Source organism: Aminobacter sp. LjRoot7, assembly GCF_964252895.1.
GTDB lineage: Bacteria > Pseudomonadota > Alphaproteobacteria > Rhizobiales > Rhizobiaceae > Aminobacter > Aminobacter aminovorans_B.
The window spans coordinates 889,874-913,082 of the sequence record NZ_CAXUPX020000001.1; the positions used below are offsets into that span (position 1 = coordinate 889,874).

Here is a 23,209-nt window from a genome sequence, read left to right on the forward strand (position 1 = left end):
TTTGGAACGGAGCTCCACCCCCTCTTGCATGCGTCTCGGCGCACGCCCGCGTCCGGCATTGGCTGCCTTCGGCGTTGATGCCGGAAGCCCCCTCAAGGGGGCGTCCGGTGCCTTGAACCGCTCCCCGCCATGAGACGGAGAGCGACAAGGCGGGAGGCTTACTTGATCTCGTCGGCCTTGATGTAGCCGGAGTCGACCAGGACCTTCTGGATGTCGTCCTTGACCACCGACACCGGCACCAGCAGGTAGGACGGAACCACCTTGACGCCGTTGTTGTAGGTCTTCTCGTCGTTGATCTCGGGCTTGCCGCCGGAGAGCGCCGCATCGACAAGGTTCGCGGTGACCTTGGCCAGTTCGCGGGTGTCCTTGAACACGGTCGAATACTGCTCGCCGGCAATCATCGCCTTGACCGAAGGCACTTCCGCGTCCTGGCCGGAGATGATGGGCCATGGCTGTTCGGCAGTGCCGTAGCCGACGCCGCGGAGCGACGAGATGATGCCGCGCGACAGGCCGTCATAGGGTGCGAGCACCGCATCGACGCGGCTGCCGTCGGAGTAATTGGCCGACAGGATGTTGTCCATGCGGGCCTGCGCCACCGCCGCATCCCAGCGCAGCGTGCCGACCTTTTCCATCCCCATCTGGCCCGACTTGACCACCAGCGTGCCCTTGTCGATCAGCGGCTGCAGCACCGACATGGCGCCGTCGTAGAAGAAGAAGGCGTTGTTGTCGTCGGGCGAACCGCCGAACAGCTCGATGTTGAACGGACCCGGCTTGTCGGGATAGCCGAGGCCCTTGAGCAGCGAGTCTGCCTGCAGCACGCCGACCTTGAAATTGTCGAAGGTGGTGTAATAGTCGACATTGCCGCTGTCGCGGATCAGACGGTCATAGGCGATGACCTTGACGCCCTTGTCGGCAGCCTGCTGCAGCACCGCCGACAGCGTGGTACCGTCGATCGATGCGATGATCAGCGCCTTGGCATCCTTGGTCACCATGTTCTCGATCTGGGCGAGCTGGTTCGGGATATCGTCCTCGGCATACTGCATGTCGATGGTGTAGCCCTTGGCTTCCAGAGCCGCCTTGAGCGCGTCGCCGTCATTGATCCAGCGCAGCGACGACTTGGTCGGCATGGCGATGCCGATCGTCCCCTTGTCCTGGGCGTGGGCCTGATAGGACATGGCGGCGAGGCCGACCGCGAGGGCGGCTACGAACGTCTTGATGATCTTCACCTTCTCTCTCCCTTGTGAAGTGCCGTCGCGCGGACGCAAGCGCTCGCGCGTGGCCCCGCCATGAACGGCGCGGCAAAGCCAGATTATGCGTATTCCTCCCAAAAGGACGCGAGCCCTGCGTTTCCTCCGCTCGATGCTCCAGCGCCCGGCTGGCAAACATCGAACTCGCGACGGCCTCAACGTCAGGGAATGTGGCATAACAGTCAAATGCAAAATCGGCTGCACGGCATATCATTTCTGATATGCTTAGAGCCAATTTCCAAGGCTGCGCGGGAGGAGAGACGCGATGGTCGAGATCCGGAATGACGCCAGGGTGAGCGGCTCCAGCCTGCGCATCAACGACAACGAGACCCTGCTGCGCAGCGGCCTCAAGCTGCGCCATATGCGCATGGTGGTGGCGCTGGAGGATCACGGCCAGATCAGTGCTGCGGCCCAGGTCATGAACATCTCCCAGCCGGCCGCCTCACGCATGATCTCCGAGATCGAGGACATTCTCGGTGTCCAGGTCTGCGAGAGGCTGCCGCGCGGCATCCGGCTCACGCCGTACGGTGCCGCCCTTGCCCGCCGTGGCCGCGCCATCCTGCTTGAGATGCAGCAGGTCGACCGCGAGATATCCGACCTCAAATCCGGCAAGGGCGGCTCGGTCGCCATGGGTGCTGTGACCGCACCGGCAATCGAACTTGCGGTGCCCGCCATCCGCAAGATCCGCGAGCGCTACCCGCGCATCGAGATCAGCGTGCAGATCGAGACAAGTGCCGTCCTGGCGCGCGAACTTCTGGCCTCGCGCCACGATTTCATCGTTGCCCGCGTCCCCGACGATCTCGACCCGCGCCTGTTCGAAAGCCGCATCATCGGGATCGAGAAAGCCTGCCTCATCGTCCGCCGCGGCCATCCATTGGCCGGGTCCGGCACTGTGCCGCTCGAACGCCTCGCCGAATTCGACTGGGTGTTCCAGCCCGGCGGCTCGCTGCTGCGCCAGACTGTGCAGGGCATCTTCATGAGCCGCAACGTCCGCATGCCCGACCGCATTCTCAACACCAGCTCGCTGCTATTGACGCTGGTGATGGTGGCGCAGTCGGACGCCATCGCCCCCATAGCCACGGATGTCGCCAACTTCGTCAACGCCAAGAGCGGCTTGGACGGCACCATCGAGATCCTGCCGATCGCCTTCGAGATAAACGTCCAGCCCTACAGCCTGATCACCGTGCGCGGCCGCACGCTATCGCCGACGGCACAGTTGCTGCACGACCACATCCTGCGCGAGATCGCGTAGCAACCCGACAGAACTGGGTTCCTCGCCCCCACAAAGTGGGGGAGAGGTGGCACGGCGAAGCCGTGACGGGGGGGGGGTATTCGGCCGAACTCGAAAGCCCGACGCCCTCAAATCCTGGCGCAGATCGCCTCGAAGAACGCCACATTGTCGAGGTCGAGCGGATCGTCGACCGGCAGCGCCTGCGACGACATCTTGGAGATCACCACCTCGGCCTTGGGGTCGATGTAGAGCCACTGGCCGTGAATGCCGATGCCGCAATAGGCTTGGGCAGCGTTGGCGCTCTGGTACCACTTGTTGCGATAGCGCCCATGCGCGAACAGGTTGGTCATCGTGCCGCGCTGCCAGGCTTCGGCGTCGCCGCCATGGATGGTGTCCTCGACCCAGGCCTGCGGCACGATCCGCCCGCCTTCGCCGACACCGCCCTGCCGCATCATCTCGCCGACGCGCGCAAGGTCGCGCACTGCGACCGACACGCCGCCGGCCGCGCGTGCCGAGCCTTCCGCATCGACGCTGACGAAACCGTCGCGCACCGCGCCCAACGGCTGCCACAGCTTCTCCGACATCAGATCGGCATAACGCTGGCCCGAGGCGCGTTCGACGATGATGCCGAGCAGGTCGGAGTTGGGCGAACGGTAGCGGAAGGTTTTTCCGTGCGGCTCGTCCAGCTGTTGCAGGGAGACGAGGAACTCGCGCAATGTCTCCGACCCGCCGCCAGGGTTCCACATCGTGGCGCGGCGATAGCGCGCGAACAGGCTTTCGGGATCGAGATAGGCCTCCTCGAAATCGAGGCTGACGGTCATGTCGAGCACGTGCCGCACGGTGGCGCTGGCATAGACCGAGCCGGCAGCCTCGGGCACGTAGTCGGTCACCGGCGCGTCCGGGTCGAGCTTGCCCTCGCCTTCGAGCGCGCCGGCAAGGATCGCCGTCAGCGACTTCGAGATCGAGAAAATGATGTGCCGCGCCTCGGGCCGCATCGCAGGCGCGAACCAGTCGCCGACGAAGCGCCCTTTCTTCATCACCGCAAGTGCGTCCGTCGACGAGCGCTCGAGGAAGCCAACCACCGTCTCGTTTCGGCCATTGATCGCAACCGTTTCCGCCAAAAGCCCGCCGAGCTCGACGGGCGCGCTCTCGACCTTGCCCTCGCCGGCCGGGATCCGCGCGCTGCGCACCATCTCGCCGACATTCTGGAAAGCCCAGCGGTTGAACGGCTGCTCGCGCCAATTGCCGAGCGTCACGTCCTTGCGCGCAAAACCGAATGCCTGCTCGAAGGCGTTTGATGACGTCATGATATGTCCTTGCTGCTGTATGTTCCGGTCAGGCGAGTGCGGCTGATATCGCGTGCACGGCCTTCAGGGTCGCCACTGAATAGGGCACCGAGGTGAAGTCGGGCCAGGTCGACAGTTTCACCGTCACCATCCTTGTGTCCCAGTCGATGTGGATCAGTTGCCCGAACACGCCGCGGCACATCAGCGCCCGCGAGCGCGGATTCTCGATCCAGAACTGGTTGCGGTAGCTGGCCTCCGGCATCGAGGTGCTGAAGTTCGGACCGTGCGTGCCTCGGCGCGTCTCGGCGATCCAGTCGGCCGGCACGATGCCGGCGCCGTTTTCAAGAATCGTCTGGCCGAAGCGGGCATAGTCGCGCAGCGTCGCGTTGAAGCCTCCGTCGGCAATGGCGTAGCCGGCGCTGTCGACGGTGAAATGGGCGCTCTCTTCGGCGCCGATCTTCTGCCACAACTCTTCCGACACCAGCTGCGGCAGCCGCTTGCCGGTCGCCCGTTCCATGATGAAGGCAAGCACGTCTGTTTCAATCGAGCGGTACTCGAAGGCAGCGCCATGCGGCCGCGTCGTTTCGGTCAGGCGCTGGATCAGCTCGAACATATGCTGCGGCCAGTGGAAGTCGGGGTCGGTGTCAGCGGGGACCGGCTTCCAGCCGCCGGCGACATCGACCTGGCCGATATCCGAATAGAGATCGGTATAGGCTTCGCTGAAGCGAACGCCCGTGGTCATGTCGAGCACCTGCTGGACTGTCGCTCCCTTCCAGCCGGTCGTCGCCAGTTCCGGCAGGTAATCGGTCACCAGCTTTTTCGGGTCGACGATGCCGCGCCCGGCGAGGATGCCGAACGTCGCTCCCGTCACCGATTTCGCCACCGACTGCGACAGATGCGGCGTGCGCGCCGTCATGCAGTTGAAATAGCGCTCATAGGCGATCTTGCCGTCCTTGAGCACAAGGAAACCGTCGGTGTAGGTCTCGTCGAGCAGGCCCGACAACGTCGTCGGCTTGCCCTCGCTGTCCACGACATCAAGCCCGTCGAGATTCGTCTTCAGGCGCGGCAATGCGCGCACCGGCCCCTCGCCGCGCCACACCTCCGCCGTCGGCACGATCTCGCGCACATGCTGGAACGCCCAGCGGTTCCATGGCGGCATGTCCCACTCAGCCTTCGGCACCGGCATCGCTGGTGGCGAGCCCTGCATGATGGGGGGTGGCACATCGCTGTTGCGGTAGGAACTCATGGCATCTTCCTCACGCGTTGGGCGCGATAGGGCCCGGCGCGTGCGCCGGACCCCGCTGTCAAAGTTTACTTCTGCAGGTCGGTCCAGATCTTGGTGTAGATCGCGTCCGCCTCCGCCGAGCACATCAGCGCCATAGTACCATGCGGCTTGCTGGCCTCCGGAACGACGATCTCCGGCGCATCCTTCATATCGGCGGGCATGAACGCATCCGAGCCGGCGATGCCGTTGGCATAGCGGTGGAAGGCCGAAAGCTCGCCCGCGATTTGCGGATCCATGATGAAGTTCTGGAACAGCTTGGCGTTCTCGACGTTCTTGGCGTCCTTGAGCACGACGGCGTTGTCGCTCCAGTAGGTGAAGCCCTCCTTCGGATAGCCGTAGTGGATTTCAGGACGTGCCAGCCGGATGCGCAGGCCAGCTCCGTTCCAGGTGCTGGAAGCCATGAAGTCGCCGGCCTTCATCTTGTCGATGGCGCCAAATTCCATGGCAACCCAGTTCGGCTTGGCCGCCACCAGCAGGTCGCGCGCCTTCTTCAGTACTTCCTTGTCGGTCGTGCACTGCTCACCGCCGACATAGCGGACGGCAGCCGTGATCACGTCCTTCATCTCGGGAACGACGTTGACCTTGCCCTTCAGCTCGTCAGGCGTTTCGAAGAGGATCTTCCAGCTGTTGATGTCGCCCTTGTAGGTGTTGGTGTTGACCACGACACCAAAGGTGCCCCAGGCCCACGGCACCGAATACTTGCGGCCGGGGTCGAATTCCGGGTCGGCCCATTCGGGCGCGATGTTCTTGGCATTTTCCATGCCGCCCGGGTTGGTCTCGAGCAGCAGGCCTTCCTTGATCCAGATCGGCAGGTGCGTCTGCGAGGGCATGGCGATGTCGAAGCCACTGCCGCCCTGGCGCACCTTGGCGAGTGCGGTGTCGTTCGAGTCGTAGTCGGTGATCGTCACCTTGACCTTGTACTTTTCCTCGAACTTCTTGATGACCTCGGGATTGGTGTAGTTGCCCCAGTTGTAGATGTTGAGCTGGCCTTCGGCACGGGCTAGGCCAGTTGCGGCCAGCAGCGCCAGGGCCGCGGTGGCCGCGGACAATCTCGAGTTCATGGCAGAGCTCCTTTTCATTTCATGTAATGTTTTCTGCCAGCGGCAGATGAGACGCTGGTGACAGCCGGGATCGATTTTCGTCGACCCCGGCCGCAATGGTTAGCGCAGAAGCTTACTTCTGCAGTTCGGTCCAGATCTTGGTGTAGAGTGCGGTCACTTCAGGCGCGCAGGTCTGCAGGATCTCGCCGTTCTTCTTGAACTCCTCCGGCACAACGACCTCAGGAGCCGAAGTCATGTCGGCCGGCATGAACTTCTCCGAACCGGCGATGCCGTTGGCATAGCGGTGGAAGGCCGAGTTCATCGCCGCGTTTTCCGGATCCATCATGAAGTTCTGGAACAGCTTGGCATTCTCGACGTTCTTGGCTTCCTTCAGCACCACGACGTTGTCGGACCAGTACTGGAAGCCCTCGACCGGATAGCCGTAGTGGATCGCCGGGTTCTTCAGGCGCTGGCGCAGCGCCGAGCCGTTCCAGTCGCTGGTTGCCTTGAAGTCGCCGGCGCCCATCTTCTCGATGGTGTTGTATTCCATGGCGATCCAATTCGGCTTGGCCGCCACGAGCACGTCGCGCACCTTCTTCAGCACTTCCTTGTCGCCGGTGCACTGCTCGCCACCGACATACTTGATCGCGGCATGCATGACGTCATTCATTTCAGGAACGACGTTGACCTTACCCTTCAGCTCGTCAGGCGTGTCGAAGACGATCTTCCAGGTATTGATGTCGCCCTTGTAGACGTCGGTGTTGACGACGACGCCGACGGTGCCCCAGGCCCACGGCACGGTGTACTTGCGGCCCGGATCGAAGGCCGGATTGGCCCATTCGGGCGCCACGTTCTTGAAATTCTCCATGCCGCCGGGATTGGTCTCGAGCACCAGCCCTTCACTGATCCAGATCGGCACATAGGTCTGCGACGGCATGGCGACGTCGAAGCCGTGGCCGCCCTGGCGCACCTTGGCAAGTGCGGTGTCGTTCGAGTCGTAGTCGGTCACGGTGACCTTGACGCTGAACTTCTCCTCGAACTTCTTGATCATGTCGGGGCTGATGTAGTTGCCCCAGTTGTAGATGTTCAGCGCGCCTTCGGCCGAGGCGAGGCTGGTCGATGCCAGCAGCGCGACGCCGACCGCCATCGACATGGATTTCAGGTTCATCATTTCACTCCCGTTGATTAATCCCGTTTCCTGCTCAAGAAGAAGAACAGCGTGACGATGACGACCGACAAGAGCAGGAAGACGGTCGAAATCGCATTGACCTCCGGCGTGATGCCGCGGCGAATCTGCCCCAGCATGTAGGTTGGCAACGTGTCCTGCCCGCCCGACTTGACGAACTCGGTGATGACAACGTCGTCGAGCGAGATGACGAAGGCGAGCATCAGGCCGGCGATGATGCCCGGCCATAGCAACGGCAGCGTCACACGGCGGAACGCCTTCCACGGAGTGGCATATAGATCGGCCGCGGCGCGTTCGAGCGTCAGGTCCATATTCTCGAGCCGCGCCCGGATTGGCAGGTAGGCAAAGGGAATGCAGAACGCCGTATGCGCTGCGATCAGGTAGCCCAGGCCGTTGTAGCCGCTGGCGATCTTGATCTGCGCGAAGAAGATCAGCAGCGCCACGCCGGTGACGATTTCCGGCACCATCAGCGGCTGGTTGATGAAGGCATATTTGAACGTCAGCCCGCGATAAGCCCGCGTCCGCGTCGTTGCCAACGCCGCCATGGTCGCCGCGATGGTGGCGATGATAGCCGCCGACGAAGCGATCTGCAGCGAACGCAGCGACGCGTCGATCACCTGTACGTTGGACCAGGCGGCGACGAACCAGCGCAGCGAGAAGCCACCCCAATCGGACACCGAGCTCGACTCGTTGAAGGCGTAGACCACCAGTACCGCGATCGGCAGGTAGAGCAGTGCGAAACAGGCGCAGGCGATGGTCGTGAAGCCGGTCTGATGCCTGATCGAGAAGCGCTTAGCCATGACGCACCTCCGAGCCCGAGGTGTTGCGGACATAGACCAGCAGCGCCACCATCACGATCGCCATGACGGTGATCGAAAGTGCTGCCCCCAGCGGCCAGTTGCGCCCCTGCCCGAACTGCAGCTCGATCAGGTTGGCGAACATCATGTTCTTGCCGCCACCCAGCACGCTCGGCGTCACATAGGCGCCGATGGCGGGGATGAACACCAGGATCGAGCCGGCGACGACGCCGGGCCTGACCAGCGGGAAGATGATGCGCTTCAGCACCTGCCAGCGCGTGGCGTAGAGGTCGTAGCCGGCCTCGACGAGGCGGAAGTCGAGCTTCTCCATGCTGGCATAAAGCGGCAGCACCATCAGCGGCAGGTAGACATAGACCATGCCGACCATGATGGCGAAGTCGGTGTAAAGCATCTGGATCGGCTGATCGACAATGCCGAGATTGATCAGCGCGGTGTTGATCAGGCCTTCGTTGCGGATCACCTGCAGTACGGCAAAGGTGCGGATCAGAAGGTTGGTCCAGAACGGAATGGTGATCAGGAACAGCCAGATGTCGCGTGTCCGCTCCGGCCGTGTGGCGATGAAATAGGCGGTCGGGAAGCCGAAGATCAGCGTGGCCACCGTCGCCATGATGGCGAGCTTCAGCGAACGCCAGAAGATGGTGAGGTGCGCGCTGGCAAAGGACAGCGTGTCGTCGAAGATGTCGCGTTCGAGGAAGACCGAGACCCAGCCTTCGGTCGAGAATTTCCACTGAACGTCGCCATAAGGCCCGGGCGTCAGGAACGAGTAAAGGAGCACGATCAGCAACGGGCCGGATGCGGCCAGGAGGATGATGATCAGCGCCGGCGCCGAGAGATACCAGCGGTTCCTGATCTCCCGAGCCTCTGCCTGTTTTTCGATTTCGGCTGCGGTTGCCATGGCTCAGTCCTTCAGGATCTGGGCCGCATCGTCGCCGAGGACGATGCCGACGCGCTCGCCGCGCTCGAATTCCACCATCGCGCCGCGCGTATTCTGCAGGCGCACGGTGAAGCTCTCACCGTCATCCAGCTTCACATGCACATGCGTGTCGGTGCCGAAATAGACGACGTTCTCGACCACGCCGGAAATGTCGCCTTTGCCCTTCACCGCCTTGGCATGCTCGGGCCGGATGACGACAGTGGCGTCGCCGTCGGGCTTGAAGCCATCGGCCACGGTCGCCGAAATCGTCGCCCCCGACTTCAGCGTCACCTTGGCCTTGCCGCCATCGATGCTGTCGATGCTGGCGTCGAGGAAGTTGGTCTCGCCGATGAAGTCGGCGACGAAGCGCACCGCCGGCCGGTCGTAGATGTCGCGCGCCGAGCCGACCTGCAGAATCTTGCCCGACGACATAACCGCGATGCGGTCCGACATGGTCAGTGCTTCTTCCTGGTCGTGGGTGACGAAGATGAAGGTGATGCCGGTCTCGTGCTGCAGTCGCTTGAGCTCGATCTGCATTTCCTTGCGCAGCTTGTAGTCGAGGGCCGACAGCGGCTCGTCGAGCAGCAGCACCTTGGGCTGCGGCGCGAGTGCGCGGGCGAGCGCCACGCGCTGCTGCTGGCCGCCGGAGATCTGGCTGGTGCGGCGCTTTGCGAGCTTTTCCATGCGCACCAGCTTCAGCATCTCGGCGACGCGCGCGTCGATCTCGGCGCGCGGCTTACCCAGCATTTCGAGCCCGAAGCCGATGTTCTCGGCCACCGTCATGTGCGGGAACAAGGCGTAGGACTGGAACACCGTGTTGACCGGCCGCTTGAACGGCGGCAGCGGCGCGATATCGCTGCCATAGAGCAGGATTTCACCTTCCGACGGGAAATCGAAGCCGGCGATCAGGCGAAGCAGCGTGGTCTTGCCGCAGCCGGAAGGTCCAAGCAACGTGAAGAACTCGTTTTCCCTGATCGAAACCGAAACGGTATCGAGCGCTGCGACCTGCGCCTCCCCCGTCCCGAATACTTTACGAACCCCACGAACCTCGATCGCATTCTTACCCGGTGTATCCGGCACGCAGACGCCCCATTGTTTCGCCCACCTTCACAGTGGAACTTTTTTCCCCGTTCAATTGTCACCACACGCCGTCAGGCTTGGCAACAACGGCTCGCAGTCATGTCGCCAGGCGCTTGCCATGCGGCTCACGCCTGGTAGGTCACCCGCCCCCCGCAGATGGTCGTCACCGGCCGCACCTCGAGCAGCACGGCCGGATCTGTTGCCTCGATGTCGGCAGAAAGCACCACCAGATCGCCGAAATAGCCCGGCTTCAGCTGGCCTTTCCGGTCTTCCTTGAACTCGGCATAAGCGCCTTCGACGGTGTAGCCGGCCAGCGCCTGGTGCAGCGAAACGCTCTGGTCGGGCATGTCGTCCGCCCATGGCTTGCGCAGCATCGCCGCCTGCATGCCCTCAATCGGATCGATCGGCGCCACCGGCCAGTCGGAGGCAAACACCACATGCGCACCGGCCTCGATCAACGTCCGGGTCGGATAGGCATAAGGCCAGCGCTCGCGGCCGATGCGCGACACCGTCGGCTCGAGCGGAAAGCTCATTGCGCCCGGCGGGTGTGGAGGCTGCATCGAGGCAATGACGCCTAGATCGACGAAGCGCTGGATGTCGCTGGCGGTGGTCAGCTCGACATGCTCGACCCGGTGGCGGCTGTCACGCTTGCCATTGGTCTGAGCGGCGGCTTCGTAGCCGTCGAGCACGGCGCGCGTCGCGCCGTCGCCGATCGAATGCACGGCAATCTGCAGGCCGCGCCGGTCGATCTCGACGGCGATGCGCTTGAACTCTTCGGGCGAAAACAGCGGCTCGCCGACCCAGTCCGGACGATCGGCATAAGGCTCGATCATCACGGCCGTCCAGGAGTCCAGCACGCCGTCGTAGAACATCTTGACCAGGCCCGACGACAGCCAGTCGTCGTCATAGCGCTCGGCCATCGTGGATGCCTTGTTCAGCGCGTCGAGCGTCATGAAATTCTTGTAGTGGAACGGGATCTGCACCCGGCAGATCAGGTCGCCCTCGGCCTGGACTTCCGACAGAAGCTCAAGCTGGTAGAAATTGCCGTCCATGTTCTGGACAGACGTGATGCCGTGGCGCGCGCACCAGTCGAGGCCACGGCGCATGATGCCGCGGTCGCCGGCGCGCTCCTCGGCATCGGGCATCGGGTCGGGCTCGCCGCCGGTCGACAGGCCGAGTCGCACGCGCTCCTCGCCGGCAAGCTTGAGCACCGGGTTGAACGCCTCGTTCTCGCGCAACTCGCCTTCGGCCAGGCCGTCGGCGCCCATGACGATCTCGTTGCCGGGCGTGAGTTCCCGCCCGCGCAGCACGTCGGCCATCTCGAGCGCCTTGGTGTTGGCCCAATAGGTGTGATGGTCCGGTGCCGCCATGATGAATGCCCGGTCGGGCAGGATGGCGTCGAGGTGATGCCGCGTCACGCGCTCGCTGCCCAGGATGGTGTAGTCGGCACCCTGGCCGACCAGCATGCGCTGGTTCGGACGTTCAGCCGCATACGCCAGCACTGCCTCGCGCAATGCCTCGAAACCGTGCACGCCAGCAAGCTGCAAATGCGCCAATTCGGCAGCGCCGGAGAAAAGGTGCATATGCGCTTCGATGAAGCCCGGAACCACCGAGCCGCCGCGCGCGTCGATGATCTTGGTGTCGGGGCCGCGCAGTGCTTCGATGGTGGCATTGTCGCCGACAGCTGCGATCAGGCCATCCGTGACGGCCACCGCTTCGGCAGCAGGCCGGGTCGAGTCCATGGTCAGCACGCGGCCGTTGATGACGATCAGATCGGCATTGCGAACCGTTTGGACAGACATCGCGACTCCGCGCACTTGACTGACTGAGACCCGTCCACACCCGCACCAGCTGCCCCTTCCCAAGGAGTGGCGCAACCAGACAGCAGGCTGAGGCCGGTTCGCTGTCCCAAGGAATTCCTCTTGTTTCCCTAAAGACAGCGTCGAGAAAAAATGCGACTAATTATTCGCGTTTGTCAATATGCGGGTTTCCCCGGGGATGCGTTGTGGAGGACGCCTCTCGTGTATGCTGGCAAACGAGCAGGGAGCGAGAAGTTCAGTCCGTGAAGAGCAGTCTCACCAAGAAGGCCACGACGGCGCTTAGCCCGCGCAAGCAGCCGCGTCAGGAACGGTCGAGCAAGGTTGTCGACAGGATTCTCGACGCCGCCCTGATCCTGACCAGGGAACAGGGAACCAAGACGCCGACGACGCTTGCCATAGCCCAGCGCGCCGGCCTGTCGGTCGGTTCGGTCTATCAGTACTTCCCCAACAAGGAAGCCATCCTGCTCGACCTCGCCCGGCGCTGGCTCGGCGCCTTTCCCGAGGTCATCGCAAAGCGCATCGCCGCTCCCCGCCCGACAAATCGCGACGAATTCCAGCAGGAGGTGGACAAGCTTTTCGTCGACACCTCCCGGCTCTATCTCGACAACGCCACGCTGATGCCTGTCATCGAGGCCATCACCGGCAACCCGGACCTCAGGCCGATCCAGAACGAGTACGATGACCAGATCATCGCGCTTTATGCCGCCTGGCTGCAGCATGTGAACCCGGCCCTTGAGGACGGCATCGCCAGCCGGCTCGGCGTGGTGATGATGGAAGTTGGCCACGTCTGCCGCCTCGTCGGGCTGAAGCGCGACCGCAGGGCCTTCGATCTCATTCAGGACGACGTCAAGACCATGTGGCTTGCCCTCGTCGACCCCTATCTCGACCTCAACTAGAACCAGGAAGGATTTTCATGAAGACAGTCTTTTCGCCGCTCCACGCCGGCCACAGCGGCCAGATGGAGCTTGTCGCCGGCGCCATCGTGCCCGGCTTCGAAAAACCCTCGCGGGCCGAGATCATCAAGGCGCGGATCGAAAACCAGAAGCTGGGCGAAATCCTTGCTCCCGAGGTGCACGATCTGACCGCCGCCAAACGCGTGCACGCGGCTGACTACATCGACTTCCTGCCGACCGTCTGGCCGCAATGGGAAGCCGCAGGGAAGACCGGCTCGGCCATCCCGTTTGCCTGGCCGACACGCGGCCTGCGCGGCGACGTGCGCCCCAAGACCATCGAAGCACTGCTCGGCTACTATTCCTTCGACGGCGGCGCGAGCTTCGTGAAAGGCACCTGGGATGCCATCAAGTCGTCCTATGACGTCGCGCTGACCGCGGCCGAGCTCATCAAGGCTGGCGAACGCGCTGCCTTCGCGCTCTGCCGTCCGCCGGGCCACCATGCCGGTGCCGCCTTCATGGGCGGCTACTGCTTCATCAACAATGCCGCCGCCGCAGCGCAATGGTTCCGCGACCAGGGCGCCAAGCGCATTGCCGTTCTCGACGTCGACTACCACCATGGCAACGGCACGCAGGAAATCTTCTACGACCGCCCCGACATCCAGGTCATCAACCTGCACGGCGATCCGCTGACCGAGTATCCGTTCTTCCTCGGTCATGCCGACGAACGCGGTGCCGGCGAAGGCGAAGGCTTCAACCTCAACTACCCGATGCCCTTCGGCACCTCGTGGGAGAAGTGGAACGACGCGCTCGAGGATGCTTGCCAGAAGCTCGCCGCCTATGCGCCAGACGTGGTTGTTGTCTCGCTCGGCGTCGACACCTTCGAGAAGGATCCGATCAGCCACTTCAAGCTGACCAGCGCCGATTATCCGAAGATCGGCGCCCGCATCGCCAAGCTCGGCTTGCCGACATTATTCGTCATGGAAGGCGGCTACGCCGTCGACGAGATCGGCGTCAACGCTGTCGGTGTTCTGACCGGCTTCGAGGGACGATAGTCCTCAGCACTTCCTTCTCCCCGCTCGCGGGGAGAAGGTGCCCCGAAGGGGCAGATGAGGGGCAGCGCTAACGCTGCCCAGCCATTCTCAAATTACTGCGCCGAAACCGTTCCCGCAGCCGCCGGCGCGGCAGCCTTCTTCCGTCCGAATCTCGTCAGCAGGTAAGCGACCGCTAGCCCGCTGACGGCGATGCCTATCGCCAACAGCGGCCGGTACCAGAACCAGGCGACCGCGATCGTCGCCGTGCCGACCAGCAGCGCCAGCACGAAGGCGACGAGCCCGGTACCCATGCGCACGATAGAGCCAACGAACGGGATAACATCGGCAATCACGCCGAGCGGTGCCAGCAGCAGCCCGAAGCCGATCGCCAGCAGCAGCAGGCAGCCGGCACGCACCAGCCAGGTGATGATGGTGTTGGCGCTGACCGCGTCGGCGAACATCTTTTCGGCAGCCACCCTGCCGCTGTCGACAAGCAGCAGCTCGTCGCCGGCGACCGTCTGGTAGGGCGCGAACCGCTCGCCCGTCTGGCGGCCGATGACACTGATGTCGCCGAGTGGCACCAGCCGGTATTCAATGCGGTAGTCGCCGATGGCAGGCGATGTCGGGTTGGCGCCGAGATAGATGCGCCCGTCGACTACATTGACGCGCTCGGTGCCGGGATAGGCGGCGGCAATGTCCGGCAGCTGGCTCGGCGTGATGGTCAGCGGATTGCTGTCGCCAATGCGGTCGAACACCGGTTCGTCGAGCGTGAACGCCCCGAGCTTGCCCTCATGGATCTGGAACGTACGCGAGCCGAGCGCCATTGATGGGTTCTGGTGGTTGGCCGGCTGCTTGAACTCGGCCGAGTCGATCGGTCGGTCCTGCCATTCCTTGGCGTAGTTGTAGGTGGTGACAGTTTCCTCGCCGCCGCCCAGCTTGGTGTTGGTCTCCGACTTGGAATTCTCCACCCACTGGAACATCTCGACGGTGCGCACCAGGCGCACGCCCTTGGCCTCGATGGCGAAGTCCGGATCGCTGACCTCGTCCGCTGTCGTCACCGGACCGGTGGTGTGCACCAGCTCGCCCTCGTTGGCGGCGTCGATCTTGTCGACGGGCACCGACACCACGGCGCCGGCGCCCTCGGCCAGCGAGCGCGCGGTGGTCACTGCCCGGCCCTCGTTCCAGAACAGCACGGCGATCATGGCAAGGACGAGGACGAGCCCGACCAGCACGCCGCCGACCGAACGCCTGATGCGCCCGAACCACGACACGCTTGTCACTTCACGAAACTGATCGCTCATCACACTCCCCTGCCCCAGGCGACGCAGCGTTAAGCCGAATGGGCCGAGCGATCAATGGCGATTCTCGCGAAGCTTTCCCGAAGGTTTCCGCAGGGTTTCCGGCTGCCTTGAGTCTGTCGAAGGACTCTGAATTAACTTTTTGTCAATTCTGTTTGCGGAGCGATTCGCGAGGGGTTAAATTGAACCCGAATCAGCCGGTCCTCGGGGGGCGCGGCGAGCCACCAACTCTCTGAAATACCGGGATTTTTCCTCGGTTGAGAGCGCGTCAGGTTTCGCGCGACCCGCACGGATTCGGCCGATGGATGCCTCAGGCGTCCGCGTCGCGTTTCTAGCGTCATAGTCACGAGTTTTTCGACCGGTTCGGGCGCCGCCCGAACCAGGTACCCTTATGGATTCCGGCAGAAGTTTCTGAAATGACCGCCCTCGCCGCTCGCAACGAACAGACCACCGTCGCAGCAAGGCTCGCATCCAGAAGCGATCTCACCGCCTTTTTCATGAACCTGACCGACGAGATCGGCGCCGACGGCTATATGCTGGTCGCCATCGCCCAGGATCAGGAGCGCGACAATCTCCAGATCATCGCCTCGAACTGGATCTACGACGCCATCCAGCTCGCCGGCCATGCGCTGATCGCCGGCCTCGCCCAGGGTCCGTTCGCCAGCGCGCCGGGCGCACGCCCCCAGAGCCTGCTGGCCTCCCAGGCGCCCGCCATCCTAGGCGGCGAGGAAGCCCGCCTGCTCGACGTGCTCGGCCATGCCGAAATCTTCGCGCTTCGCCTGCATGTCGGTCGCCAGCGCCTGTTCGTCCTGTTCTCGGCGGCCGAGGCTGGCCGCATCGACCCGAACGTCATGCCACGCACCCAGCTCGAATGCTGTTATGCGCTATCACAGGCTCCCAGCGTGCTGGCCGCAGCGACGATGCAGGATCCGCTGTCGGACCGCGAGCGCGAATGCCTGTTCTGGGTTTCCGAAGGCAAGACCACCGACGAGGTGGCGCTGATCCTTGGCGTTTCGTCCAACACCGTCAACAGCTACATCACCCACGCAATCCAGAAACTGTCGGCTTCCAATCGCGCCATGGCGATTGCGACCGCAATCAGGAGCGGCATCATTTGAGCTACGCCCAGGCAAAGCAGCTGAGCCGTGCAGCCGATTGCGAACAGGATGCTCCGTCCGCTCCTCACCCGGTCGGCCTGCACGCCGTAACGCTTGCCGACGCCGCCAGGCGCTGCCGTTGGATTTCTGTCGATCTCGGCGCTCGCGATTTCGCGTTGTGCCTGGCAGGCCCATCCGCCGACACCGGCCGGCTGACGCCATGCTTTGATTCCGACTATCCCGGCACCATGTCGGCTGCCCGCCTGCTTGGCGGCGGCATCGGCGAACACCTGATGCGCCATGCACGCCAGTCGACGGCGCCATGCTGGTGGGCCGATGACACAGACGCCTTGCAGACCTTTTCGGCGCTCACCTGGACCAGCCGCATCGAACCGCTTGCGCAGAGCGGCCGCGGTATCGCATTCCCGGTCTATACCGATCGTGGCCAGGTCGGCCTTTTCATCTTCGGCGGCCCGGAGCTTTCACCCAACCCGCAGACGCTGCACGACCTGCATGGCCGCTGCTTTGCGCTGTTCGACGCGGTGTCGCGCATTGTCTCGACCCAGTCGCGCGACCTGCCGTCGATGTCGCGCCGCGAGATCGAGTGCCTGAAGCTGACCTCGCGCGGCTACACCAGCGAAGAGATCGCCAAGCTGCTCAAGCTTTCGGTGCACACTGCCAACCAGTACCTCACCCAGACGACGCAGAAGCTCAACGCCGTCAACCGCATGCACGCGGTCGCCAAGGCGCTACGGCTGGGTCTGATCGACTAAGCTGTATTGAGCCTCAGGTCGGGTCGCCTGAATCCTAGGCCGCTTCGGCCTGCGGTGCCTCTGTCCGCCTGATCATCGCCTGCTGGATCGCGGCGGCGAGATATTCGGTGTTCTTTTCGGGCTCCGGATCCGGCTTCTCGAACGAGACGTAGTGGACTTCCACCGACGCATTGGTCGCCGTCATCGACAGCTGGAAATAGACCACCGCCCCTTCCGGCCTGAGCTCGAGATCGAGAACGATCCGCGGAGCGCCCGTCCAGCTGACATGCGCCTCGCCGCCCAGCCCGAGGCGCAGCGCGCCCGGCATGAAATAGAGCTCCGCCGCTGAATCGACCAGATCGGCCACGTTGGCGAAATGCTCGAGCCTGATGAAGGCGATGTAGTCGGCCAGGTCGACGAGGCGCAATTCGCGCACCACCGGCTGGATCGCCGTTGCAACAAGTACTTCACGGGTCGAAGCGTACTGCTGATTTTTCATGACGGATTGCGCTGAGCCTTGTTTCCGTAAACGATCCGCACCAGTTCGGCGACGGCCTGGTAGAACTGTGATGGAATGACACTATCCACCGAAACTTGCTTGTACATGGAGCGAGCGAGAGCCACGTCCTCGAATACCGGAATGCCGTTCTGTTCGGCGATTTCGCGGATCTTCAGCGCCACCAGGTCCTGCCCCTTGGCGAGCACGACGGGTGCCGCATCCTGGTCGCGGACGTAGCGTAGCGCGATGGCAAAGTGGGTCGGGTTGGCGATCACCAGCGTCGCCTGGGGCACCGCCGTCATCATGCGCTGGCGGGCGCGGTCGCGGGCGATCGAGCGCAGGCGGGCCTTGACGATCGGATCGCCTTCCGACTGCTTCATCTCGTCCTTGACCTCCTGCTTGGTCATGCGCTGTTCCTGGAACCAGTGGAAGCGCGACCACACGATGTCGGCGACGCCGATCACCCCCATGACGAAGACGATCGCCACCAGGATGTCGACGGTGATGCTGCGGATGACGTCGCCAAAGGCGACCGGATTGGTGATCATGCCGGCCAGCAGCCGGCGATGATCGTCCGACAGGACGAAGTAGAGCACGATCATGACGAAGCCGAGCTTGCCCAGCGACTTCAGGAATTCGACCAGGCCCTGTGCGCCAAACATGCGCTTCCAGCCCTTGGTCAGCGAGATCCGCTCGGCCTGCGGGCGAATGCGCTCGCCGACGAACTGCGGCACGTTCTGGATCAGCGATGCGCCGACACCGGCGACGATCAACATCAGGAACAGGCTGGCCACCGCGCGGCCGATCTCGACCGCCACCGCCTGGTAGAGTTCGATGACGTCGCGCTCGGTGCCGAGCGGCCAAGCTTCGGGCTTTTCGAGAAAGTTCGCCAGGAAGACGCCAAGTTCGGCGACAGACGAACTGGCGAAGAACACGGCATAGACCATAATCGCCAGGAACGAGGTGAAGATCGCGACTTCCTTGGAGACAGGCAGCTTGCCCTTCTCCATCGTGTCGCGGATTTTCTTCTCTGTCGGCTCTTCTGTTTTGGAGTCTTTATCCTCGTCCGACATTGTTCAGCAGACCGCGTCGGGAAAGATCAGGCGGCGTCTTGCGCGGATGGCAATTCGAGGAGGCCCTCGCTTGACATGCGCAAGGCGGTTGAAGCGATGGTCTTGCGGGCGCGCAGGATGTCGGCCGGCTGGATGCCTTCCGACCCCTGGCTTAGCTCGGATTCGATCATGCGGCGCGAACGTGCGCTGATCGACGACAGTACGGCCTCGGCCAGCGGCAGGGCCGTACCGCGGAGCGCCATGGTGATGAGCTCGGTCGACAGCCCGTCGAACAGCGCCACACGCGCCTTCTGCGCCATCGATGGAATGTCCTCGAAGGAGAACAGGCGGGCGCGAATGGCATCGAGATCGGCCATGCCGACTTCCCGGAGGTCGCTCATCACCTCTTCGAGCTGCGACTTGTCCAGTTCGTTGAGTACGCTGGCGACGCGCGTCTGGCCGACCGAGGTATCCTTCTGGGCGCTTTCGGTCAGCACGTGGTTGCGCAGCTGCTGTTCGACCAGCTTGGTCGCGGCTTCCGGCACGTTGGCCAGCTCCATCATGCGCTTGATGATCTCGCTGCGTGCCGGCTTTTCCATCGACAGCACCACCCGCGCCGCATAGGTCGGCGCCAGGTTGGACAGGATCATCGCCGCAGTCTGCGGATGTTCGTTGGCGAGGAAAGTGCCAATCTGTGTTGCTTCGAGCCGTTCGACCTGCGGCCACACCGGCGGCAGGTTGTCCTTGATCGCCAGGGGCTCGCCATTGCCCATCAGCGCGTTCATTTCTTCCGGCGACAGCGACTCGTTGAGGATCGTGTCCATCTTGTCGGCCGAGTCGAGCAGGCCGGCACCTTCAGTGAACTCGGCCTCGAACTCGGCGACGATCCGTTCGAGATCGGCCTGCGGGATGGTGCGCAGCAGCCGCGCACCTTCGATAAGCGCCTTGAGCTCCTCTTGCTTGAAGAACTTCAGCAGACGGCTGGCCGAGGGCTTGCCCATTGCCACCAAAATAGCCGCAGCCTTCTGTGGCCGCGTCAGCGACGCCAGCGACGTGGTCATGCGGAGGCCTCTCTGGAAGCAAGGGTAAGCAAGGTCAACAGTCCTCAGGCGCTCTTCGTCGCCGCTACGATTTCAGTGAGACGGATGCCGAAGCGCGACGGATCGCTTTCAAGTACCGTGATTTCGCCGCGCGCGATACGCCTGCCGTTGACCACGACATCGACGGGTTCGCCGATGCGGCGGTCCAGGGCAACCGTCGAGCCCTTCTGCAGCGCCATCAGTTCGGAGACCGGCATTTCGGTGCTGCCGAGCACGATCTGGACCTCGACCGGAATGCCAAAGATCACGCTGTTGTTGCCGGCCGCAGCAGAGGCGCTGCCCGCGCTCGGGCGCTTTTCCTCTTCGCTCAGGACGCCGCGCAATTCTTCGATGGCACGGTTGAGCTGATCGTCCTCGACTTCTTCGATCTCGGGCTTTTCGACGTCGGGCTTGGACTGCGCCTTGCTCATCGGTGTTCTCCAGTTCTGTCGTTCGCGGTGGCTGCCAGGCAGCGCTCAACCCGCGACGATCCCTTCAATTGTTTCTTCGGTAGAGTCGAACGGACGCCGGATGCGTACTGTGTAATTCTGGCCAAGCTTGCCGAACTCGCAGGCAAACAATGTCTTGCCGCGGGCAGCGATGATCGCGTTGGACTGGGTGTTCTCGGCGAGCTCGATGACCTGCCCAACCTCGAGCCCTGTCAGCTCGCCAAGCGTCATCCGCCCGATCGGCATCGAGGCTTCCAGCTTCACGGTCGAGCGCATCAGCTCGTCGGAGAAGCGCGAGCGCCATTCGGTGGTGGGCGCTGCACTCGTCTCGACCTCGGCCGGGCGGCGATCCGACACCAGCACGCGCTGCGGCAGCGTCAGCGTCAGCGTGCCGCGCGAAGCCGTCGTCGAGACCGTCAGCACGATGCGTGCCGAAGGTCCGTCGCGAAACACATGCTTCTTCATTGTCGCGCCAGTGATCGCTTCGGGCGCCGGCAACTTAACGCCGAGCCCACCGTCCGGGCCTTGCGAATTCATCGCACGCGCCACGTCCTGGATCAGCAATGAGACAACACTGAGTTCGATCGACGACAGATCGCGGTCGATCGGGGCGATGTCGCGGCTGGGCTCGCCGCCGAACATCAGGTTGACCAGGATGGCGATCGCCTGCGGATCGAACGTCATCACCAGGCCATCGGGCGAAAGCCGGGTCGGGGCGACGGTCATCGCCTGGTTGCCCTTGCCTGCCTTGGCATCCGTCATGCGACCGAGCTTGACCTCGCCGACTTCGACGAAGACAGACGTCGGCAGCGCCTGGTTGATGGCTTCGGCGACTGAGGTCGCCGCGCGCTCAGCCAGGCGGCGCGCAGCGGCAAGCACCTTCTCCGGTTCGCCTGTATCGCCCAGCAGGCGCTCGATGACGACATCCCGCGGTTCCGCTGGGCTTGCGGTGGTATTCATGACTTGCGATGCCCTTTGTCAGCGTCCCGCATTGGCTCAGGCGGCCTTCTTTTCGACGATGGCCGTATTCAGCGTGCTCTGCTCCACCGAATCGATCGACGGACGATCATAAGACGAGATCGTCTTGCGGCCGAATTCGATCGCAACCTGCGGCAGCGAGCCGTTCATGTAGGCAAGCAGCGTCTGCTTGACGACGATGTAGAGGCGGTTCTTCTTCTCGCGCACCGTCTTGATCTTGGTAGCGATCGGCGCGACCACGGCATAGGACAAGAAGATGCCGAGGAAGGTGCCGACGAGTGCGGCACCGATCAGGCCGCCGAGGATTTCGGGAGACTGGTCGAGCGCGCCCATCGCCTTGACGACGCCGAGCACCGCAGCAACGATGCCCAGAGCCGGCAGGCCGTCACCGACGGCGATCAGCGCGTGATAGGACTTGAGCTTGTCGGCGCGGATGGTCTGGATTTCTTCGTCCATCAGCGCCTCGATCTCGTGCGAGCGGGCATTGCCGATGATGATGATGCGGCAATAGTCGCAGATGAAATGCGTCAGGTCGTAGTTCTTCAACACCAGCGGATAGGCCTGGAAGATCGGCGAGTCATCGGGGTTGTCGATATGCGCCTCGACCTCGGAGCGGGTCTTGGTGCGCAGCTCGCGCATCAGCGAATGCAGCACGCCCAGCGTCTCGAGATAGTCCTGCTCTTTCGGCACCGCCTGCTTCAGCGCTTCGACGATCGCCTTGCCGGTATCCTTGACCGTGGCCATCGGGTTGGCGACCAGGAATGTACCGAGGGCTGCACCGCCGATGATGACAAGCTCCCAAGGCTGCATCAGGACGTCCAGGTGTCCACCCATCGCCATGAAACCGCCGAGCACACAGCCCAGCGTCACGACGAGTCCGATCAGAATGCCCACAGCAGGTCCTTCCGCACATTCAAAGCAACATACAGGCACAGATAGCGGCCGTGCCTTGTGTGAGGCTTGAAGGATCATCGCAAAACCATTCAGCCTCGCGCAAGCAATTGGGCGTAGCCTTCCCCGTCTATGCTGCGGCGGAAGGGCTGTTGTCGTGCTCAATACCTATACAAGCTACCACCTGATCGCGCGGGATCTCGGCAAGGCTCTGGATCGCGTGGAGAACCAGCCCACGGTCGAGCGCGACACCGAGTACTACCTCAAGAACATCACCAAGGTGAAAAGCATCGACGAGTTCGTCAAGAACGACCGTCTGTTCAAATACGCCATGAAGGCGCACGGCCTGGAGAGCATGTCCTACGCCAAAGCCTTCATGGTCAAAGCCTTGAAGGAAGGCGTGGCCAAGGAAGACAGCTTCGCCAACAAGCTGACCGACAAGCGCTACGCCGAATTCGTCAAGAGCTTCAACTTTGCCGAGCTCGGCGACAAGGCCACCGTCTACACCAAGGCGCAGCAAGGCGCGGTCGACAAATACCTGATCCGGGTCAAGCTGGATGGCGTCGACCCCAACTCCGAAGCGGTCAAGAAAGAGGTCAAGTACTACCTCGACAACATCGTCAAGGTGAAGTCGGCCAAGGACCTGATGTCCGACACCAGGCTCTACACTTTCGCCATGAAATCCTTCGGCATCGAAGGGTCGATCCCCAACAAGGAGATGATGGAAAAGGTTCTGGCCGGCGGCGTTCGCGATCCGAAGAGCTACGCCAATCAGATGACGGACAAGCGCTACGCTGCGTTTGCCAGCACCTACAACTTCGAAGCCCTCGGCAAGGATGCGACGACCTACAATGCCGCGCAGCGTCCATCGGTCGACAAATATGTCCGCCAGACGCTGGAAGAGAATGCCGGCAAGGACAATGAGGGCGTGCGGCTCGCGCTCTATTTCCAGCGCAAGGCCCCCTCGATCACCAGCTTCTACGAGGTGCTCGCCGATAACGCCCTCGCCAAGGTCGTGCGCACCGCACTCGGTCTGCCTGAATCCTTCGCCTCCGCCAACATCGACCGCCAGGTCAAGCTGTTCGAGGACAAGCTCAAGATCGATACCTTCTCCAATCCCAAGAAGCTCGACGAGTTCCTCAAGCGCTTCACCAGCCTTTGGGAAATCAACAATCCGTCCTCCCCGGTGCAAGCCTCCGTCGGCACCCTGTTCGGCTCTTCGTCGCCGGCATATGGCGTTTCGACCGACGTGCTGTTTGCCATGCAGAAACTAAGGTTCTGAGA

At 63.0% G+C, this 23,209-nt stretch carries 22 protein-coding genes; 6 read left to right on the forward strand and 16 right to left on the reverse strand.

The features are described 5' to 3' along the window. Nucleotides 1–158: 158 nt before the first annotated feature. Complete coding sequence (chvE, locus tag ACSQ3E_RS04330; RefSeq protein WP_436121973.1) at nucleotides 159–1,175, reverse strand: multiple monosaccharide ABC transporter substrate-binding protein; 1,017 nt, start codon at nucleotides 1,173–1,175, stop codon at nucleotides 159–161. A gap of 337 nt (nucleotides 1,176–1,512) precedes the next feature. On the opposite strand from chvE, the gene ACSQ3E_RS04335 reads away from it, so the two are divergent. Beyond that, nucleotides 1,513–2,499: a LysR family transcriptional regulator gene (locus tag ACSQ3E_RS04335; RefSeq protein ID WP_436121745.1), complete on the forward strand. Its 987-nt coding sequence runs from the start codon at nucleotides 1,513–1,515 to the stop codon at nucleotides 2,497–2,499. Between the two features lie 107 nt (nucleotides 2,500–2,606). Here ACSQ3E_RS04335 and ACSQ3E_RS04340 read toward each other — a convergent pair whose 3' ends face one another. From ACSQ3E_RS04340 to ACSQ3E_RS04375, 8 genes are all read right to left on the reverse strand, one after another. Further along, nucleotides 2,607–3,785: a serine hydrolase domain-containing protein gene (locus ACSQ3E_RS04340; protein ID WP_436121746.1), complete on the reverse strand. Its 1,179-nt coding sequence runs from the start codon at nucleotides 3,783–3,785 to the stop codon at nucleotides 2,607–2,609. A gap of 28 nt (nucleotides 3,786–3,813) precedes the next feature. Further along, nucleotides 3,814–5,010, reverse strand: coding sequence for a serine hydrolase domain-containing protein (locus tag ACSQ3E_RS04345; protein WP_436121747.1), 1,197 nt, complete (start codon nucleotides 5,008–5,010; stop codon nucleotides 3,814–3,816). Between the two features lie 65 nt (nucleotides 5,011–5,075). Continuing rightward, nucleotides 5,076–6,110, reverse strand: coding sequence for an extracellular solute-binding protein (locus tag ACSQ3E_RS04350; RefSeq protein WP_436121748.1), 1,035 nt, complete (start codon nucleotides 6,108–6,110; stop codon nucleotides 5,076–5,078). Between the two features lie 112 nt (nucleotides 6,111–6,222). Continuing rightward, nucleotides 6,223–7,257, reverse strand: coding sequence for an ABC transporter substrate-binding protein (locus tag ACSQ3E_RS04355; protein ID WP_436121749.1), 1,035 nt, complete (start codon nucleotides 7,255–7,257; stop codon nucleotides 6,223–6,225). A 17-nt stretch (nucleotides 7,258–7,274) separates the two neighbouring features. Beyond that, nucleotides 7,275–8,075 (reverse strand): ABC transporter permease, encoded by an 801-nt coding sequence (locus ACSQ3E_RS04360; protein WP_436121750.1) that lies wholly within the window; start codon nucleotides 8,073–8,075, stop codon nucleotides 7,275–7,277. Further along, on the reverse strand, nucleotides 8,068–8,988 hold the full coding sequence (locus tag ACSQ3E_RS04365) for an ABC transporter permease (protein WP_436121751.1): 921 nt from the start codon (nucleotides 8,986–8,988) through the stop codon (nucleotides 8,068–8,070). Before ACSQ3E_RS04365 ends, ACSQ3E_RS04360 begins: the two co-directional genes overlap by 8 nt. Nucleotides 8,989–8,991: 3 nt before the next feature. Next, the gene (locus tag ACSQ3E_RS04370) at nucleotides 8,992–10,086 is read right to left on the reverse strand and encodes an ABC transporter ATP-binding protein (protein ID WP_436121752.1); all 1,095 of its coding nucleotides are present in this window, start codon (nucleotides 10,084–10,086) and stop codon (nucleotides 8,992–8,994) included. Nucleotides 10,087–10,211: 125 nt separating this feature from the next. Next, the gene (locus ACSQ3E_RS04375; protein ID WP_436121753.1) at nucleotides 10,212–11,888 is read right to left on the reverse strand and encodes an amidohydrolase; all 1,677 of its coding nucleotides are present in this window, start codon (nucleotides 11,886–11,888) and stop codon (nucleotides 10,212–10,214) included. Between the two features lie 260 nt (nucleotides 11,889–12,148). Between ACSQ3E_RS04375 and ACSQ3E_RS04380 the strand changes: the two genes are divergently transcribed. Both ACSQ3E_RS04380 and ACSQ3E_RS04385 read left to right on the forward strand, forming a co-directional pair. Continuing rightward, nucleotides 12,149–12,802, forward strand: a complete 654-nt coding sequence (locus ACSQ3E_RS04380) for a TetR/AcrR family transcriptional regulator (RefSeq protein ID WP_436121754.1) — start codon at nucleotides 12,149–12,151, stop codon at nucleotides 12,800–12,802. Between the two features lie 17 nt (nucleotides 12,803–12,819). Further along, complete coding sequence (locus tag ACSQ3E_RS04385; RefSeq protein WP_436121755.1) at nucleotides 12,820–13,851, forward strand: histone deacetylase family protein; 1,032 nt, start codon at nucleotides 12,820–12,822, stop codon at nucleotides 13,849–13,851. A gap of 92 nt (nucleotides 13,852–13,943) precedes the next feature. Here the strand turns inward: ACSQ3E_RS04385 and ACSQ3E_RS04390 are convergent, their stop codons facing one another. Continuing rightward, on the reverse strand, nucleotides 13,944–15,131 hold the full coding sequence (locus tag ACSQ3E_RS04390; protein WP_436121756.1) for a TMEM43 family protein: 1,188 nt from the start codon (nucleotides 15,129–15,131) through the stop codon (nucleotides 13,944–13,946). 413 nt (nucleotides 15,132–15,544) lie between these two features. On the opposite strand from ACSQ3E_RS04390, the gene ACSQ3E_RS04395 reads away from it, so the two are divergent. Together ACSQ3E_RS04395 and ACSQ3E_RS04400 are read left to right on the forward strand one after the other, a co-directional pair. Then, nucleotides 15,545–16,246, forward strand: coding sequence for a helix-turn-helix transcriptional regulator (locus ACSQ3E_RS04395; RefSeq protein WP_310322152.1), 702 nt, complete (start codon nucleotides 15,545–15,547; stop codon nucleotides 16,244–16,246). Next, entirely contained in the window at nucleotides 16,243–16,998 is a 756-nt protein-coding gene (locus tag ACSQ3E_RS04400; protein ID WP_436121757.1) for a helix-turn-helix transcriptional regulator, read from the forward strand. Before ACSQ3E_RS04395 ends, ACSQ3E_RS04400 begins: the two co-directional genes overlap by 4 nt. 34 nt (nucleotides 16,999–17,032) lie before the next feature. Here ACSQ3E_RS04400 and ACSQ3E_RS04405 read toward each other — a convergent pair whose 3' ends face one another. From ACSQ3E_RS04405 to motA, 6 genes are read right to left on the reverse strand one after another with little or no spacing between them, the layout of a single operon-like run. Then, the gene (locus ACSQ3E_RS04405) at nucleotides 17,033–17,476 is read right to left on the reverse strand and encodes a hypothetical protein (RefSeq protein ID WP_436121758.1); all 444 of its coding nucleotides are present in this window, start codon (nucleotides 17,474–17,476) and stop codon (nucleotides 17,033–17,035) included. Continuing rightward, nucleotides 17,473–18,549: a flagellar biosynthesis protein FlhB gene (flhB, locus tag ACSQ3E_RS04410; RefSeq protein WP_310322159.1), complete on the reverse strand. Its 1,077-nt coding sequence runs from the start codon at nucleotides 18,547–18,549 to the stop codon at nucleotides 17,473–17,475. The genes ACSQ3E_RS04405 and flhB overlap by 4 nt, the downstream gene beginning before the upstream one ends. 26 nt (nucleotides 18,550–18,575) lie before the next feature. After that, the gene (locus ACSQ3E_RS04415) at nucleotides 18,576–19,589 is read right to left on the reverse strand and encodes a flagellar motor switch protein FliG (RefSeq protein WP_310322161.1); all 1,014 of its coding nucleotides are present in this window, start codon (nucleotides 19,587–19,589) and stop codon (nucleotides 18,576–18,578) included. 44 nt (nucleotides 19,590–19,633) lie between these two features. Continuing rightward, the gene (gene fliN / locus ACSQ3E_RS04420) at nucleotides 19,634–20,038 is read right to left on the reverse strand and encodes a flagellar motor switch protein FliN (protein ID WP_310322163.1); all 405 of its coding nucleotides are present in this window, start codon (nucleotides 20,036–20,038) and stop codon (nucleotides 19,634–19,636) included. Between the two features lie 45 nt (nucleotides 20,039–20,083). Beyond that, nucleotides 20,084–21,016 carry a FliM/FliN family flagellar motor switch protein gene (locus ACSQ3E_RS04425; RefSeq protein ID WP_436121759.1) on the reverse strand — a complete coding sequence of 311 codons (933 nt, stop codon included), beginning with the start codon at nucleotides 21,014–21,016 and terminating at the stop codon, nucleotides 20,084–20,086. 36 nt (nucleotides 21,017–21,052) lie between these two features. Next, nucleotides 21,053–21,928 carry a flagellar motor stator protein MotA gene (gene motA, locus ACSQ3E_RS04430; RefSeq protein WP_067958601.1) on the reverse strand — a complete coding sequence of 292 codons (876 nt, stop codon included), beginning with the start codon at nucleotides 21,926–21,928 and terminating at the stop codon, nucleotides 21,053–21,055. A 154-nt stretch (nucleotides 21,929–22,082) separates the two neighbouring features. Between motA and ACSQ3E_RS04435 the strand changes: the two genes are divergently transcribed. Beyond that, nucleotides 22,083–23,207 (forward strand): DUF1217 domain-containing protein, encoded by a 1,125-nt coding sequence (locus ACSQ3E_RS04435; protein ID WP_310322175.1) that lies wholly within the window; start codon nucleotides 22,083–22,085, stop codon nucleotides 23,205–23,207. Nucleotides 23,208–23,209: the final 2 nt, after the last annotated feature.

Bases quoted from the DNA above. Each gene is read 5' to 3' on its own strand.
- chvE (WP_436121973.1), bottom strand. From the start codon at position 1,175: ATGTCCTATCAGGCCCACGCCCAGGACAAGGGGACGATCGGCATCGCC.
- ACSQ3E_RS04335 (WP_436121745.1), top strand. From the start codon at position 1,513: ATGGTCGAGATCCGGAATGACGCCAGGGTGAGCGGCTCCAGCCTGCGC.
- ACSQ3E_RS04340 (WP_436121746.1), bottom strand. From the start codon at position 3,785: ATGACGTCATCAAACGCCTTCGAGCAGGCATTCGGTTTTGCGCGCAAG.
- ACSQ3E_RS04345 (WP_436121747.1), bottom strand. From the start codon at position 5,010: ATGAGTTCCTACCGCAACAGCGATGTGCCACCCCCCATCATGCAGGGC.
- ACSQ3E_RS04350 (WP_436121748.1), bottom strand. From the start codon at position 6,110: ATGAACTCGAGATTGTCCGCGGCCACCGCGGCCCTGGCGCTGCTGGCC.
- ACSQ3E_RS04355 (WP_436121749.1), bottom strand. From the start codon at position 7,257: ATGAACCTGAAATCCATGTCGATGGCGGTCGGCGTCGCGCTGCTGGCA.
- ACSQ3E_RS04360 (WP_436121750.1), bottom strand. From the start codon at position 8,075: ATGGCTAAGCGCTTCTCGATCAGGCATCAGACCGGCTTCACGACCATC.
- ACSQ3E_RS04365 (WP_436121751.1), bottom strand. From the start codon at position 8,988: ATGGCAACCGCAGCCGAAATCGAAAAACAGGCAGAGGCTCGGGAGATC.
- ACSQ3E_RS04375 (WP_436121753.1), bottom strand. From the start codon at position 11,888: ATGTCTGTCCAAACGGTTCGCAATGCCGATCTGATCGTCATCAACGGC.
- ACSQ3E_RS04385 (WP_436121755.1), top strand. From the start codon at position 12,820: ATGAAGACAGTCTTTTCGCCGCTCCACGCCGGCCACAGCGGCCAGATG.
- ACSQ3E_RS04390 (WP_436121756.1), bottom strand. From the start codon at position 15,131: ATGAGCGATCAGTTTCGTGAAGTGACAAGCGTGTCGTGGTTCGGGCGC.
- ACSQ3E_RS04395 (WP_310322152.1), top strand. From the start codon at position 15,545: ATGACCGCCCTCGCCGCTCGCAACGAACAGACCACCGTCGCAGCAAGG.
- ACSQ3E_RS04405 (WP_436121758.1), bottom strand. From the start codon at position 17,476: ATGAAAAATCAGCAGTACGCTTCGACCCGTGAAGTACTTGTTGCAACG.
- flhB (WP_310322159.1), bottom strand. From the start codon at position 18,549: ATGTCGGACGAGGATAAAGACTCCAAAACAGAAGAGCCGACAGAGAAG.
- ACSQ3E_RS04415 (WP_310322161.1), bottom strand. From the start codon at position 19,589: ATGACCACGTCGCTGGCGTCGCTGACGCGGCCACAGAAGGCTGCGGCT.
- fliN (WP_310322163.1), bottom strand. From the start codon at position 20,038: ATGAGCAAGGCGCAGTCCAAGCCCGACGTCGAAAAGCCCGAGATCGAA.
- ACSQ3E_RS04425 (WP_436121759.1), bottom strand. From the start codon at position 21,016: ATGAATACCACCGCAAGCCCAGCGGAACCGCGGGATGTCGTCATCGAG.